The organism is Mycobacterium sp. DL440, assembly GCF_011745145.1.
GTDB lineage: Bacteria > Actinomycetota > Actinomycetes > Mycobacteriales > Mycobacteriaceae > Mycobacterium.
In genome coordinates, this window is sequence record NZ_CP050191.1 from 5,325,495 (window position 1) to 5,340,218 (window position 14,724).

At 62.0% G+C, this 14,724-nt stretch carries 14 protein-coding genes; 6 read left to right on the forward strand and 8 right to left on the reverse strand.

Annotated elements, in window-relative coordinates; all coding sequences use genetic code 11:
- The first annotated feature begins 363 nt into the window (after positions 1-363).
- From HBE63_RS25975 to HBE63_RS26000, 6 genes are all read left to right on the forward strand, one after another.
- On the forward strand, positions 364-699 hold the full coding sequence (locus HBE63_RS25975; protein ID WP_243858286.1) for a DUF4333 domain-containing protein: 336 nt from the start codon (positions 364-366) through the stop codon (positions 697-699).
- A 425-nt stretch (positions 700-1,124) separates the two neighbouring features.
- On the forward strand, positions 1,125-1,934 hold the full coding sequence (locus tag HBE63_RS25980) for a hypothetical protein (protein ID WP_166907483.1): 810 nt from the start codon (positions 1,125-1,127) through the stop codon (positions 1,932-1,934).
- Between the two features lie 31 nt (positions 1,935-1,965).
- Positions 1,966-3,135: a hypothetical protein gene (locus HBE63_RS25985; protein WP_166907485.1), complete on the forward strand. Its 1,170-nt coding sequence runs from the start codon at positions 1,966-1,968 to the stop codon at positions 3,133-3,135.
- 5 nt (positions 3,136-3,140) lie between these two features.
- Positions 3,141-5,402, forward strand: coding sequence for a hypothetical protein (locus HBE63_RS31600; protein WP_243858289.1), 2,262 nt, complete (start codon positions 3,141-3,143; stop codon positions 5,400-5,402).
- A 225-nt stretch (positions 5,403-5,627) separates the two neighbouring features.
- The gene (locus HBE63_RS31790; protein WP_166907487.1) at positions 5,628-7,181 is read left to right on the forward strand and encodes a hypothetical protein; all 1,554 of its coding nucleotides are present in this window, start codon (positions 5,628-5,630) and stop codon (positions 7,179-7,181) included.
- A gap of 524 nt (positions 7,182-7,705) precedes the next feature.
- Positions 7,706-8,392: a hypothetical protein gene (locus HBE63_RS26000; protein WP_243858291.1), complete on the forward strand. Its 687-nt coding sequence runs from the start codon at positions 7,706-7,708 to the stop codon at positions 8,390-8,392.
- Positions 8,393-8,446: 54 nt separating this feature from the next.
- Here HBE63_RS26000 and HBE63_RS26005 read toward each other — a convergent pair whose 3' ends face one another.
- The 8 genes from HBE63_RS26005 to mycP form a co-directional block, all read right to left on the reverse strand.
- Positions 8,447-9,016 carry a hypothetical protein gene (locus HBE63_RS26005; protein ID WP_166907489.1) on the reverse strand — a complete coding sequence of 190 codons (570 nt, stop codon included), beginning with the start codon at positions 9,014-9,016 and terminating at the stop codon, positions 8,447-8,449.
- Between the two features lie 2 nt (positions 9,017-9,018).
- A complete protein-coding gene (locus HBE63_RS31980; RefSeq protein WP_166907491.1) occupies positions 9,019-9,348 on the reverse strand; it encodes a type VII secretion target in 330 nt (109 codons plus the stop codon).
- Between the two features lie 9 nt (positions 9,349-9,357).
- Positions 9,358-10,149 carry an EspA/EspE family type VII secretion system effector gene (locus tag HBE63_RS26015; RefSeq protein WP_166907493.1) on the reverse strand — a complete coding sequence of 264 codons (792 nt, stop codon included), beginning with the start codon at positions 10,147-10,149 and terminating at the stop codon, positions 9,358-9,360.
- 770 nt (positions 10,150-10,919) lie between these two features.
- Positions 10,920-11,309 (reverse strand): hypothetical protein, encoded by a 390-nt coding sequence (locus HBE63_RS26020; RefSeq protein ID WP_166907495.1) that lies wholly within the window; start codon positions 11,307-11,309, stop codon positions 10,920-10,922.
- Between the two features lie 27 nt (positions 11,310-11,336).
- Positions 11,337-11,483 (reverse strand): hypothetical protein, encoded by a 147-nt coding sequence (locus HBE63_RS26025; protein WP_166907497.1) that lies wholly within the window; start codon positions 11,481-11,483, stop codon positions 11,337-11,339.
- Between the two features lies 1 nt (position 11,484).
- The gene (locus HBE63_RS26030; protein ID WP_166907499.1) at positions 11,485-11,823 is read right to left on the reverse strand and encodes a YbaB/EbfC family nucleoid-associated protein; all 339 of its coding nucleotides are present in this window, start codon (positions 11,821-11,823) and stop codon (positions 11,485-11,487) included.
- 49 nt (positions 11,824-11,872) lie between these two features.
- Complete coding sequence (gene eccE, locus HBE63_RS26035; protein ID WP_166907501.1) at positions 11,873-13,270, reverse strand: type VII secretion protein EccE; 1,398 nt, start codon at positions 13,268-13,270, stop codon at positions 11,873-11,875.
- Entirely contained in the window at positions 13,267-14,616 is a 1,350-nt protein-coding gene (mycP, locus tag HBE63_RS26040; protein WP_166907503.1) for a type VII secretion-associated serine protease mycosin, read from the reverse strand. The genes eccE and mycP overlap by 4 nt, the downstream gene beginning before the upstream one ends.
- Positions 14,617-14,724 lie beyond the last annotated feature (108 nt).

Below are 14,724 nucleotides of genomic sequence, written 5' to 3' on the forward strand. Positions count from 1 at the left end.
AATTTTCCCGGGGGAGAGGCGATTCTGAAGGCCCCGGCGGCGGCAAACGGTGGTGCATCGAAGCGGTATGTCGGGCTGTTCCGGTCAAAATCGAAGCGGTGGTTGGTATTTGGTGACCAGTGCGGTGAGGCCTAGTGCACTGGTGTGGTTCGAGTGGGCGCAGGAATACGCCCGCACCGGCGGAGCTGTTCGCCAGTTGAGGTTGCTCGGCGCGAATTCAGTGACGTCATGGTGATTCGGGGCCGGCGTCCTCCCTCCAGAATTGCGCGGCTGCCGTGAGTGAGCGCGGGTTAGGCTGCTGCCCAAGTGGTCCCGCGACGGTGCGGAATCGGCGAACAACTCCGGGGGCGAATTCGAATGAAAATGACGTCACATATGCGCGGGGGCGCCGCTGCGGCAATCGTGATTGTCGCCGGTCTGCTTGGGGCATGCTCGGCTCACGTCGAAGCTGGTACGGCCTCGGGGGTCAGCAAAGAGAAGTTGGCCAAGGTCGTCAAGGAGAAGCTGGAGGCCCAGGTCGGGGCGAAGGCGGATTCGGTGGTGTGCGATGGCACTTTGCCGGCCAAGGTCGACGCCACGCAGAAATGCGTCCTGACCGCCGGCGGCAGCACGAAGTACGGGGTGACGGTCACCGCCACCTCGGTCGACGGCGACAACGTCAAGTTCGATGTCAAGGTCGACGACAAGCCGATGGGGTAAGCGGTATCGCCGCTGAGTGGCGATGGTGAGCCCGGACCAGATGTTGTCGCAGTAATCGGATCCCCTGCTGTGGCGTCGTCGGGACAGCGGCGCAGTCGGTGGACGTCGAGGCGGGAAGACCCAGATTTTGCGTGTTCGGGGTACTCGCACCTCAGGTAGTCTTTTGCTGAGCTATTTGGTGGAGGGGACCACATTATGGGCGTATCTGGGCTGGTGAGCCGGGGTTCGCGCGCTGCGGGGAAGTTTGTCGAGTTGACCGACCGAGTGGTGTCACCGGGACACGGCAACATCAGCGCTGAGCTTCGATCGATGTCGAAGCATGACGTGCAGGCCGTCTCGTTGCCGGTGGTAGGGGCCGCTGGTCGTGGTGAGCATGCTGGCGGGCTGTCGGAAGAGGTTGGTGTGCCGGGCGATTGGGGATCGCGATGAGTGGATTGAAGGTCAATCCGGCTGAGGTGCGGACGCAGGGCGCATCGATGGAATCCAGTGCCGACGCGATTCCCGCGCCACCGGACCGATTTACGGCACAGGGCACGGATCCGATGTCGGAAGCGCTAGCCAGCCGGACGCAGCAGGTCGAGGCCCCGTTCATCGACGGTGTTGGCCAAACCAAGGCTGACGCACAGGCCACTGCCCGGGATATTCAGGCTGCCGCGGATAAATATGAGCAGTCCGATCAGCACATCGCCGGGCAGATCCAGGGGACGGGGCTGGGCGGTGCTGCGGGCACGGCCAGCGGATCCGGTGCTGGTGGTGGCGCGGAGGGATTGCAGCAGCTGCAGCAGATGATGCAGATGCCGATGCAGATGGCTCAGATGGCCGCCCAGGTGCCGATGCAGATGGCTCAGATGGCTGGCCAGATACCGCAGGCAGTCATGCAGGGTGTGCAGCAGATCGGCCAGATGACCGGCGGAATGGGCCAGGGCGCCGACGCCGCGGCGGGCAAGCCCGGTGGCGGGCCTGCAGGGTCAGAGCAGCCCGGCGGCGAGAAGCCCGACGAGCGTGACGAGCGCGAGAAACGCGAGGGTGAGCGCGAGAAGCGCGACGAGGGGCGAGACGGAAACACTGAGGCATCGGAAGGTGCAGCCGCGGAGTCCGCACCCGCCGAGCGGGCCCCGGTATCCCCACCGTCCGCAGCGCAACCCACCCCTGCAACGCCCGCACCGGAAGCTTCATCGCCGCCCGCCGCCACGGCGCCGCGGCGAGCGCCCACTGATCCTGCGATCGTGTTGTAACCGTATCCGTCACTGAGTCAAAGGTGTGCCAATGAGTTTGCCTCCCCCGCCGGGTTCGTTTGGACAGCAGCCGCCTATGGGTGGTGGCGGTCAGCCTGGCGGTGCGCCGCAACCGTGGCAGCAGCAACCCGGTGGTCCGGCCGGCCCGCCGTCTGGTGGTCCGCCGCCGTGGGGTCCTCAACAACAGTGGGCGGGCGGCCCGCCGCCGCCCAACGGTGGCGGAAAAACAAAGTGGATCCTCGGCGGCCTAGCTGCGGTGCTGGCGATCGCACTGGCCGTCGTCGTCACGGTGCTGGTCGTCAAGCCTGATAATGGTGGCAATGGTCCGTCGAATGTCGGCGCGAATGGCTCGAATTCCGAATTCGCGAGCGCAAATGACACAGGGCCGGTGAACATCATCACCGAGGATCCGACATGTGCGCCATGGACGCGTGTATCGCAAGATTACGCTGACCGCACCAATGCAGTTAACTGGGGCGATCGGGACTCATCTGTTCCCGCGACAGCCTGGAGCCCAGAGCAGCGAAACATGTACGAGACTGTTGGCAACGCGACAACAGACGCGGCGAATAGGACACAGAACCTAGTCAAACAGACTCCGCATCGAGTGATGCGTGAATTGTACCAACAATTTATCGCATACGCTCACGCATTTGTAGACGCGATTCCAAGTTATGTTGCCGATCGATATAGTCTATCTATTACGTTAAACGCAGTTGGGCTCGGAATAGCCAATATATGCTCGGCGATCGATTACGGATCTGCTCAAGCAATCGCGCCGTTGGTCCCAAAGCCTGAGCCTCCGTCCGCAGTGCCGACCGACCAACCGACTATGGAGCGGTTTCTGACGTCAACCAATCCGGTATGCGCCGAGTGGGAACCCTCCGCAATCAAGTTCGATGCCGATACAGCGGAATGGCGTCAAATCGATCCGAACCTCCCTGCTGATAAATGGAATCCGGAGCAGAGAGCGCTGAGCGATGCCGCCATCCCTTTAATGTTCGCAAATGCAGACACTATGGAGCGTATGGGCCGGCAGAGTAAGAATGCAGTTCTAGAAGATGTTGCCGTACTCGCCGCGCAATATCAACGGGGATTTGCAAACGCCCTCCCGAACTACAGATTGGCTGATAATTTCCTATCGGCTGTGACGTCGTACCTTGTGAAAGGGGTTAGTTGGGGATGTAAGGCCGTGTCATGATCGGTATGGGTATCGAAGGATATAAAAAGCCAGAAGGTGACCCACGCGCTGCGATGGTGGGGCCGGGCGCATGGCCGGAGACAGATGAATCGGACTTTACCGACCGTAATACCACTTTTGACGGCATCCATTCCAAGCTGACTGGCGCCATGGACGGATGGAAATCTGGGCAGTCCTACCTTAAGGCCGAACATACGTGGTTCGGTGTCGCTGCGACAACTGCAAATGGCAAGGTCGATACCCATACGAAAGCCATGGAGCAGCACGAGCAGCAACTCATCACGGCCAAAGGGTGGTTCGGGGAAGCTGCCGGACTAATTAACAAGGTCAAGGGAGCAATTGTAGAGACCGTCGAGACGGCGGTTGACGTCATTAACGATACAATTTCCAAGTCCAACGAAAATAACACGGACTCAAAAACAGCCGTCAAGAATATTAAGGAAAAAGCGTACGCGATAAACCAGACAATTGTGCAGTGGGGTGCAGATACTGTTGCAGGGAAAGAAGGGGTTAAACCCGAGCCGCCGAAACACGGCAAAGCGGCGAAAGAGGCATTCCAGAAGGCGGCTGGCGAGCCTGGCAACGGCGAATCTGGTGGCCCTGAGGGGGATGCCGGAGGCAACCAAACCAATAGCTCACTGTTGAGCTTCGCCGGCAGGAATGGCCTTAGTGGGAAGGAACCCGCAAGTTACAAGGCGCCGCCCGCGAAGAAGCCCGCTGATCCGCCCGCTGGTGTGGTGACCCACGACCTCGGTGGGAAGGAACCCGCAAGTTACAAGGCGCCGCCCGCGGAAAAGGCCGCTGATCCGCCCGCTGGTGTGGTGGCCCACGACCTCGGTGGGAAGGAACCGACGGGTTACACTCCGCCGCTACCGGTCGTGAATCCAGGTGGGAATCCACCACCTGCTGCAGGGAAGTCCCCGACCCCCGCTGCGCCGACTCCCCCCGTTCCGTCTGCGCCTTCGACCGGTGGTTCCACTGGCACACCTGGAGGCACCGGCGCATCGGGTGCCCCTAGCCCGCTGAGCGGTGGCTTAAGTGGCAGCGGCGTGGACCAAGCCGCGAGCGCATCGCAAGCAGCGGGCCAAGCACCAGCCGGTGCGGCGCCGACGGATCCGTTGCAGGCGTTCTCGAATGGATTCGCGGATTCGGCGGGGACCCCGGTCCATGCCGCTTCTACTAGCGCGCCGCCGCTGGCGCCGGCCCCCGCGGTTCCGGCAAGCGACGCAATGGCACCGGCGAGTACTCACTCGGCGCCGACCTCGCTTAGTAGTGCACCGGCGCCTGCCGCGCCGATACAGGGCACGCCGGTTGGCGGCTCGATGGGCATGGGCGGCGGAATGCCGTCGATGCCTCTTGGGCCTCCGCCGACGGCGCCGCCCGCCGGACCAGTGGCACCGCCGCCTGCATCTGCGCCGCCGATACCCCAGCCTGCCAATATCGCGGGTGGTGCTCAGGTTGCGCCGATTCCGGTGTCGGCCGCGCGCGCGCAGCGAGATGCAGCGCAGGATGCGGCGAAGCGGTCGGGCTCGGATCCGCTTGTATTGGCGCGCAGGGTCGCAGCGGCGCTCAACGCTCCCGATATGGTCGACGAAGAGGACTTCATTTTCTTCTGGATCACAGCTGTCACCGTGGACGGAAAGATCGTGGTCGCCAACAACTACGGGCTGGCCTTTATCCCTGAGCAGGTGCAATTGCCTGAGCAGGTAGCGATGGCCACTGCGGACGAGTCGATTCCGCCTGCTGAGCGTGCCAGTTGGGTGACTCACCCAGTCGTGGCGGTGCAGCGTTGGGCACAGCACCACAACACAAAGCTGCGAGCCGTGATCGCGACCGAGGACCAGTTCAAGAACTCGGATGCGGGCGTGCACCAGGAAGTGCTGACGCCCGAGGACATCCCGGCGAAGGGCCAGATGGCCGGGCGCGACCGCTTGAAGGTGATCGCCCCAGAAATTGCAGCCCGGTTTGCGCAGTTCAGTGACGGAGACCTGGTGAAAGTCCTTCCGCCGGCACCGGTCGATACGAATCCGCCAGAGGACCGACGGCTGGACTTGTGGGATGCAGTGTGGCAGCCGTTGTGCAGCGGTGCTTCCAACCGCAGCCAGGTGCACCTACAGGCGTTTCTGGAGTACGCATCGCACGCCCAAGAGTGGGCCGTTTATGAGGCGCACGCCGCTGGAGATGGACCCGAGCAACGCCGGGCTGTCGCTGACTTCATCTACTGGCAGCACATCGGGCAGTTGGTTGCCGACGCGATGGCGGAGTAGGTGGCGACGGTTCGCGTCAGCACAGCAAAGCTGTGCAGAACCGCGCCGGATGGCGCCAAGCGCACAGAAAGAGCCGCATCCCGTGCGTGTGACTCGCCCTTATGATTGTCGCGAGAAACCGGTCGAGCGGGGTCGAGTGAACTGCCGTCACGGGACAACTTTGGTTTTCGTCAGGAGCGTCTGCGGCCGCTGGCAGCAGCACAGGCGTAGGGAGGATGATTTGCGATGAGTGATTTGAAGGTCACATCGTCGGAGCTGACCAGCGCGGCTGAGCAAATGTTGCGACCTCGCCCGAAAGGTCCGGATGCAGAGTCGGCACCGGATTATGGCCTGAAGGCTCCGGATACCCTGCCGGAGACCAATGAAGCGCTCAACCAGCTCAAGCACAGTGCTGGAAAACTGAGCGCCACACTCAAAGCCGGAGACGCCGAGGTACAACGTCTCGCCGCAACGCTGAAATCTGTTGCGGCTGCTTACGACAAGATCGACGAGCAGGCGAAAGCGCGGCTTCAGAGTGAGGTCGGCGGTAGCGAAGGTCAGAAGCCACCTCTCGAACCGGTGGTTCCTGAAGCGGTCAATATTCCGGTGCCAAGCATTCCCGACTTCGGTAGCTACCCTTCATCGCCGGACGATCAATTCCAGTCCTGGCAGGCTTCTGCACACGCCATTTTTGACAACGACACCAAAGCCCTGTCGGTGAACTACTTCCGAGACCAGTGGAAAGGGTACAAGGCTACGCTTCTCGCGTACGCAGACAACATTCCAGCCAAGGTCGGTGACTGGGATGGCACGGCCGCCAAGGCGTGTCAGAACGCCCTGCAAAGCCTCCATACCTGGTGGACGGACATGGCGGAGGAATGCGGCCGGTTGGCCGAAGAGGCTCAAAAATTTTGCGATGCACACGATCAGCTTGTGAGGGTTCACCCCAACTTGCACGATGTTGCCGAGTACGAGAAAACAAATCGGCTGAACAAGATGCGCCTATGGACCCAATGGCAGTATCAGTCGGAGTACGACCGCAACAACTATGAAAACAACATCAACCTTCAAGAAGTGCGGCCGGGCAAGGCCCCCACAATCGGCGGTATGCCGGCGGTAAATTCCAACGAGGTTGGAACCAAGCCCGACACCCCAGGTGGTCCCGGCACCAACCCAGGCACTTCTCCGGGCACTGGAGCCGGCAGCGGAGGTGGCGGCACGCCCGAGCTGCCCGAGATGCCCGAGATGCCCGAGATGCCGTCGATGTCGCCAGCCAGCGCTGATCCGTCGGCCGGTCAGGAGTCGGGAGGTTCTCCCAGCGGTGGCGGCTCACCGAGTGGCGGTCAGGGCGGTGGCCAGCCGAGTGGTGGTTCGCCGAGTGGCGGCGCCCCATCGGGCGGACTTCCCAAGGGAACCGAGGGCATGCCTGAGATGCCGGGCCTTGAGGAACCCAGCCTCAAGCCGGCCAGCGCCGGTGGCGGTGGCGGCGGCGGAATGGGCGGTGGCGGCGGAGGTACGCCGTCGATGCCGCTTGGCCCTGCCGTGGGTGCCGACTCGGTGGCCCCATCGCCAGCTGGTGCTCGTGGCGCAGGTGGCGGAACCCCTGGCGCACCCGGTGGTGCGGGTATGGGTGGCATGGGCGGCGGTATGGGCGGCATGGGCGGCGGCCACGGCCAAGGTCAGGGCAAGGAGAAGCGACGCAACCCCAACCTGTCGGAGGACGAAGATCTCTATAAGGAGGACCGTGCGTACACCGAGGCGGTTATCGGTCGGCGTGCACGCAAGGACGTGAAGGAGTAGCCCGAACGCGGCGTCCACGCGTGCGGATTGGGCGGGGTCAGCATGCCCAATCCGCTGTGCGCGCGGGGGCGGTGAAGAAGGTGCGCATTAGAATGCGAGCTACCGCCATTACAGTTCAGCTGTCTTGTGACGTCGCTGAGCTCGCCCTCGGCTCCGACGTTGTTTCGACGGACACCTCGATTGCTGGGTGAGTATGCCGACGGGCATGAAAGCCTTGTGTCGTCGGCATCCCGACCCGATCGAACGATTGGTCGGCGAGCGTCTGGATCCTGGTGGGCAGGCCGGCTACTGGTTTTTGCGCAGGAGTTCTAGGGTCGGGCGCAGACACGAAGCAACGCGGTCTATTCGACGAGACCTACACCGTCGAACCGATAGTGTTGTAGTAAATCTCGCCTACGGCGTAGAGCGATAGGAGCCGTGTCATCGGAAACCCTGACGCCACCAACGCTGAGCCGGGATGGCTCATCGACCCGCGGGATCCAAACCAACTGCGGTATTTCGACGGACGCGAATGGACAGGCGCGGTGGTAGCACGCTCGGATGCGCATGTCGTGCAAACTGTTCACGAACCGACGCTCCAGGCGAGGCAAGACTTCCCTCTGGGGCAACGGCTTCTTCATTTTCGCGCTCTTCCTCAGCGCGCTGATATCGACGTGGCCTGTTTGGTGGAAGACGATCACGGGCGGGCGCTGGTGGAGATCCGCAAGACGTCAAACTCCCACGCGCGACTCAGAGCGTCGCAGCGGTTCGGGATGTTCGTCCCGTCCGGAGTGGCGCTGGGGTTCTTCACCCGTACCGCCAGTGCTGGTGTTCACGACGGTTTCGCCGTCACCGACGCTTCTGACCGGCCTGTGGGTCGGCTGCGCCGGACGAACAATTTTTGGCAGCGACTCCGATCTTCCGCAATAGACATGGCGTTGGAGTCCAACGACCAAGCCGTGGGCCACACCCGTGTTTCAGTCTCGCCAGGGGCGCGGTTCAGTGAGGTCAACGAGCCCATCTTTGACATCACCGGGTCGGTTGTGGCCGCAGTCAGGAGACAGTGGCGGTACATCGATACAGCCGTTACCTTCTACGATTACACGCTGGAATGCACGCGGCCCACAACAGAACCGCTGTCCCAATTGATGTTGGCAACTGTCTTCGCGCATTACTTCTACGATCGCGGCAAAGTCGGCGGTCCATTTGCGAGCAATACAAACTTTAACTGAAGAACCGCGGGTGCCACCCCACTTAAAGTGACTGAGAAACCGGGGATCCGAAGTTCAAGACTGGCCGAATGTGCGCTGCGAGGTGAACTCAGCTTCTGACGCTATTGCTTGCTCGGGTGTTGGTAGGTGCAGCATTCCTTCGACGACACTGCGGATGGAATCTCGATCTTGTCCCTGAAGTCGCATTAACTCGTACACTAATTCGTACTGTGCCGACTGTGCTTTTGCGGCGGCGACTTCTGCCACGGCAATAATTTCCGTAGCGAGTTCTCGCTCGGTCATTTCGCGGCCGGTTTGTGGAGATAGCTCAACATGGTCAATCATGCCGTTTAGCAGTGCGGTCACAGTCACAATTTGCCACGGATCGGACGCCGAGAATCGCATATCGGGCATGCCTCGATCTGAATCCTCCGTGGTGGCAGGTTTGTTCCCATCGCCGGCATCGCGGGCCACTGTTTCATCGAATGGGCTCAAGCCTTCGACATCGCCGTCATGGACCGGTACGTAGTCGCCGAATACATCGAGGCCGTCGCTATGCACAGTGCTATCGCTGGGGAGGTACTCATCGAATGCTTCGAGGTCCGAAGCGCCATCGTCCTCGGCAGAATCCCAAAAACTCGACATCGTTAGCGGCCAGGCATCTCTTTGGAGATACGGTCGCGGCCCGCCTCGTCGGTAGCGGCGTACTTGGATGCCGCACTATCAAGGTTATGCGAGTGGGCCTCAGACATTGATTGTATTGCGATACACGCGTTCTCACGGGCCGCGGCAGCCTTCTCAGCCGCTGCGGACGTGGAACTGCAAACCCCACCGTGTGTCTTCAGGATGGCGGCTGCTGTTCCTGTTGTGAGGGGAGTGATATCAGCTATATCTTTCGCTGCCGCCGCGTGGACCGACGAAAGTTTACGGAGGAGCTGCGGATTAACCCACAACGCGTCCATATTTGGCGAGGTCATCGTTGCCCCTTACATGCTAGTCGGATAACAAGCATTCGCTAGCTCCTCGTAAAGGAGCGTTGCGTCATTAATCGACTGTGCTGCTTTCTCTGAGGCCTCAGTGAGGTGTTTCATATGCAGGAGGCAGCCTGCCATGCAGGATCCGGTCACGCCGCTCTCGAGAGTTCTGGCAAATAGCTTTCCATACCTTGGTATTGCCTGCATAGCAAGTACAGGTGCGATGGCATTGCCCATGACCGTTGCGGATTCTGAAAGTACGTCTCGGGTCGTGTGCAGCTGGTTAGCTTCCATCGACACCGCCATGACCACATCCAAATCAATGTCCGGCATCGTCCGTGCGCGATTGATTTGACTAGTGTTTGCCTCCGCGTATGCGCGCGCAGCCGGCCCTCTCCAACCGTCATTGGGCACAGCCTTTTCGAGGTTATCTGCAACTACATTGAAGCGTTGCGCGCTGTCGCTGTAACCCTCGGCCATCTCTGGTTTGGCATTGCCTCCGCACAAATACTGCATACCTAGGACCGACTTCAATCCAGCGGCCAATATCTCAGCCTTGGCTATCTTGGCCTTCGACAAAAGAAATTCAGTGGCTGCAAGACCTTCGCCTACATCGGACGCTGCATTCCATAAGCCATCGACGCCCTGTTCCCGGATGGTGTCGATCGTCGAAAAAATACTCGTTATTGATTCACCGGCTTCGGACAAAATGCCGAAGGGTGCCGGCATAGCAACTGGAATTGGTGGTTGGAGAAACCGTCCAATATTTTTCATGGTATCGCTATAAGCGTCGAACAATCCCATGTCTTCGTGGATTCCTTCCGACCGAGTAAAGCTGCCCCAGTTCAGTGATCGACGAGTTGGCTCCGAAGAGCCTAACACTGTGATTGCTGCTGCGAGCGCATAAAAAGTCACGCATTGAAGAGGGCAGGTTCAGGTCAAGGCTGGGCGCGAGACCTGACATGTGCCGGCATCGCGTGAAGTTCGATCCGGAGCACGTCCGTCGTTGAGTTCGATTCGTTGCTAGGGGTGGCGGCAGGAGAACCGCACCAATTCGATTAGGGCGTTGCCTTCCCGGGTATCGCTGCCCGGCGAGTCCATCGCCACTATGGAACCGTCCTTCATAGTGATAACCATGGGGTCCGGAAACATTCCTCGGCCGGGATTTTGTTCGCTACCGTGGTAATGGCGTCCCAATTTGCCGAATTCGATGATCCCAGATTGGGGAACTCGAAATTCTTGGGAAAGGTAAGAGGCAGAGGGTTTAGGCCCACATCTAGATCGGTGTGGACTTGGCGTTCAGTTGGACCTGGCGTGGCCGCTCAAGTGCACGGTCATCGCTGAACTCGGAGCGACTGTCGGGGTTTTGAGCCAGTAGAACCGCAGGGACTTCAGGATGGCCGCTCCGTTGGGAGTGCAGCGACGACTCTTTGGTCATCTAGACTTCGCCGTCCGCCATCACCATGACCAGCGGCTTCTTTGTCGGCACGCTGTCGGGTGCTCGATCTACGATGTCGACTACCTGTGACCACTCACCGCTGGTTGTTGAGAACGCCACGACGAACGTGAAGCCGTCAGCAGTCAGCCGGACAAAACCCGATGCCCCCGCGCTTGACCGTCGGCACTAGGCCGGCGGCGAACACCAACGCCGGTCCGATGAAGGCCATGACGAACATTGGGCCAATATCGGGAGGCAGGGGAATGGACAGTTTGTTCATCGCTCCGAGCGCACCGGCGGAGCCGAGGGCGAGTACGCCGGCGATGACACCGATGAAAAGCAGAATGTCGACGCGCTTGTCAACACGGATGGTCGTCCCCTGAGCATCGCAGGTGCGTCGTGCGATGACAGTAGGCATAATCTGCCATACGCGTGTAGGTGCGAGCCAGAATACGGTGGCCCGAACGGCTATCAACGCGGTCAGATAATCACCCTGGAACAGGGCAATCCGGCCCAGGCCGCGCACGCCACAGCTCTGTTTCAGCGCATTAAATCAGTGCCCGGCCGCGAAGACTCGCACAGCGAGCCCGAACCATTCCACCGACAGTGATTGGCGCACAGCCAGTTTCGCGAACCGCGGCAGCCGGCAGTTCACGGTGCGGTAGCCGACGATGTGCGTCAACACCAGATCGGAGAACACCTCAGCCCCGTGGCATACCGTCCTCAGTCAGCTCCGCAACCATGGCATCGAGCCGTTCCCGATCGGCCTCGATCGATGTGGTCGCTGCAGCCGTTGCCTTCTGGATCGCTTCATTGAGCCGCTGTTCGACGGCTTGTGCACCCAACCGCAGCAATCCATCTTTGATGTACACGTCGATCAGATGGTGATGGCCGTTCAGCGTCACCTCGACGCTCTTGGCTTCGTCTGCCGCCGTGAACGTTTCGGTGTTCATCTTGTGTAGCTGGTCATCCATCAGCGACTGCAGCTGCTGCGCTTGGCGCAAGACCGCAGCGACCTGCGGATGCATCTCCTCTGTCATGACTTTTCCTCCCGACCCTTCTGGGACCCCTCTCCCAGCAAGCTTGACGTCATTGCTCCAGCGCCATCTGGTAGCGGCTCTCTTCACGCGGATTGATCAACGTGATGGGCAGCTGACGGTGGCGCGGTGTGTCAATGAAGTTGGGCCGCATGATTACTCGGCCGACGCCTTGATGCGGGCCCAGGTACGTCGTCGAGTGCGGCCATGCCACACGCGGCACGCGGCCGACACGGCCGTTGATCATCGTGGCGAATTCGCGGAACTGCGGCCCGAGGGTCACCACGGCGCCGGATGCTGCGGAGCGGATGACGAACTGGGTGAACAGGCGCGAGTCGCCGAGGTTGATGCTGACGTCGACGTTGTCGAACGGCATGTACACCGGGTAGCGGTCCGACGTCTCACCGACGAGCACCCCGGCCGAACCGATGGGTAGCTCGTGGTGCTTGTCGGTCACCGGGGTGAGGCCTTGAAGGGCCGCCCGCTGCCCGCCGTACAGGCAGGAAAACCCGCGTGGCGTTGTGGGATTGGACAATGTGGTCAGCAGCACCGTCGTCGTCGGGGCCGCCCCGGGCCGAACCCGCACACAGGTGGTGGTGTGGTCGGCCCGCGCCGACCACCAGACGTCCGGGCCGCCGGGAGCGTTGTAGGCCGCGGTAAAGGTGCTGCGGCCCTTGATCACCGACCAGGTCTCCTTCTCGAAGGAGATCTCGGTGGCCTTGTCGAAATCGTCGAAGCTGCGCGAGCACTGCGCGTCAATGCCGTTGCTGGCCAATTGGTCTGCGATACGGGTGGCCGAGGCCACCAGGTACCGGGCCAGCCCGGAGACTCCGCTGTCGCGTCGCTGGGCGGAGCGCCGGGTCTCCTCCGGGTTGGCACGGAGCACAATCCAGGTCCGCCGGTTGGCCGGTGCGGGGTACGGGCCAACCACCTGCTCGTAGAGGGCGACCAGGCTCGAGGGAGCGGTCTTGCCAACCCGATAGCCGGCCGAGACGATGTCGGCCTCCAGGTCGGGGCAGTACGCCGCCAGCAGTTTCTCGACCAGCTTGGTGCTGACGGTGTCGTCGGAAACAGCACCGCCGTTGACGATCACCGTCGGCGTGAAAGGTCTTGGCACCAACTCGATCACCGCCACCAGGTAGTCACCCTGCCAGCGCACCGCGACATGATCGCCGGGCATCACGGTGGCGCCGACCGCAGGCTCCGACGGCGCATCGGGGGTACTGCGGTGGCGGCGCCGCCACGAGAAGATCGCTCGCACCCAACCGGTGAGCCGGTAGCCACGGATGGTGAGCACCGAGAAGATCGCGATCAGCACCGAGAGCGTGATCCCCAGCCACAACAGGTTGAAGTGCAGGCATATCGCGATGCACGCCGGGATCAGCGTGGCCGCCCAGATGGCGTGCCCCGTCGTGAAGCGGAAGCCGAAATGCCGCTGCAGGAAGCTCATTGGCGGCGTCGCAGTGCGCGTCGGGTCATCGCGGCGATTCCGAGAATCAGGGCCAGTGCGGCCCCGGCGACCACCACACCGGTGATCGGGCCACGGTCTGGCGGCGGGATGTACGCCGGCGGTGGAACTTCCTTGACGCGGAACGGTGCCTTCTCCGGACCATTGGGAACCTCCCACGTCAGTGCGGCCACCGGATCGACCACGCCGGCACCGACATAGTTGTCGACGCCGCCGCCGGGATGGCGTGCGGTGGCGGTGATCCGGTTGATCACCTGCGCTGGGGTGAGATCCGGGAAGCGCTGCTTGACCAGCGCCGCCAGACCGGAGACGAAGGCGGCCGAGAACGATGTGCCGTTGAGCGGTACCGGGCCGTCCTCACCGGGGGTGGCATTGATGGGCTGGCCCTCATAGCCGAGTGCGGTGAGGTTCTCGCCGGGAGCCGCCGCGCCCAACCACGGGCCCGACATCGAGAAGTTGCTCGGCTGACCGTTCTGGCCGACGCTGCCGACGGTGAGCACCAGCGGGTCGTACCAGGCCGGGCTGACGATCGTCTGCACGCCCCTCCAGCCGCGGGCATCGGCCGGGAGCGACTGATCCGGCGGCGGGTTCTGGGTGCAGTCCTGACCGGTGTTACCAGCGGCGACCACGATCACCGCGCCCTTGACGTTCACCGCATAGTTGATGGCCGCGCCCAGGCTGGTCTCGTCGATCCGGCGGGTCACCTTGTAGCAGGCAGCCTCACTGATGTTGATCACCTGCGCGCCCAGGTTGGCCGCGTGGACCACCGAGCGGGCCAAACTGCGGATCGAGCCCGCGGTCTGGGTGGAGTTGGGGTCGTTCGGGTCCTGGCGCGAACCCTTGGGCTGGAACGCCACCGACGTCTGACGCAGCGAAATCAGTCGCGCATCGGGGGCCACACCGACGAATCCGTCAGTAGGGGACGGGCGTCCGGCGATGATCGACGCGGTCAGGGTCCCGTGGGCGTCACAGTCCGACATTCCGTTGCCGCCCGCGTCGACGAAATCGCCACCCGGCTCGGCCGGAACCCGGGGTGAACCGTTGACCCCGGTGTCGATCACCGCGACAGTTACGCCGGCGCCGGTTGCGAACTTCTGCGCCTCGGCCAGCTTCAGGTAGTCGGCCGCCCAAGGCTTGTCGGCGAAGTTCGAATTCGGCATGACCGTCGGCGCCGCGCAGATCTTGCGCTGCTCGGTCGGCTGATCAGGACCGGTCTCATCAGGCGGAACGGCCGCGGCATCGATCGCCGGAGGATCGATCGCGAACGCCGGAGGCGCACTGAATAGAGCCAACAAAACTGCCAGCAGCATCACGGCTAAGCGCTGCACGCCTCACACTCCCCCATGACATCGGACATGTCTGCAGTGTGCTGATGCACTTTCAGCAAACAACGTCCAGCCTGTTCGACAATGCATCTTCTCACTTCAAGCCGTCCG

Bases quoted from the DNA above. Each gene is read 5' to 3' on its own strand.
- HBE63_RS26015 (WP_166907493.1), bottom strand. From the start codon at position 10,149: ATGGGATTGTTCGACGCTTATAGCGATACCATGAAAAATATTGGACGG.
- HBE63_RS31600 (WP_243858289.1), top strand. From the start codon at position 3,141: ATGGGTATCGAAGGATATAAAAAGCCAGAAGGTGACCCACGCGCTGCG.
- HBE63_RS25980 (WP_166907483.1), top strand. From the start codon at position 1,125: ATGAGTGGATTGAAGGTCAATCCGGCTGAGGTGCGGACGCAGGGCGCA.
- HBE63_RS25985 (WP_166907485.1), top strand. From the start codon at position 1,966: ATGAGTTTGCCTCCCCCGCCGGGTTCGTTTGGACAGCAGCCGCCTATG.
- HBE63_RS25975 (WP_243858286.1), top strand. From the start codon at position 364: ATGACGTCACATATGCGCGGGGGCGCCGCTGCGGCAATCGTGATTGTC.
- HBE63_RS26030 (WP_166907499.1), bottom strand. From the start codon at position 11,823: ATGACAGAGGAGATGCATCCGCAGGTCGCTGCGGTCTTGCGCCAAGCG.
- HBE63_RS31790 (WP_166907487.1), top strand. From the start codon at position 5,628: ATGAGTGATTTGAAGGTCACATCGTCGGAGCTGACCAGCGCGGCTGAG.
- HBE63_RS26005 (WP_166907489.1), bottom strand. From the start codon at position 9,016: ATGTCGAGTTTTTGGGATTCTGCCGAGGACGATGGCGCTTCGGACCTC.
- HBE63_RS31980 (WP_166907491.1), bottom strand. From the start codon at position 9,348: ATGACCTCGCCAAATATGGACGCGTTGTGGGTTAATCCGCAGCTCCTC.
- eccE (WP_166907501.1), bottom strand. From the start codon at position 13,270: ATGAGCTTCCTGCAGCGGCATTTCGGCTTCCGCTTCACGACGGGGCAC.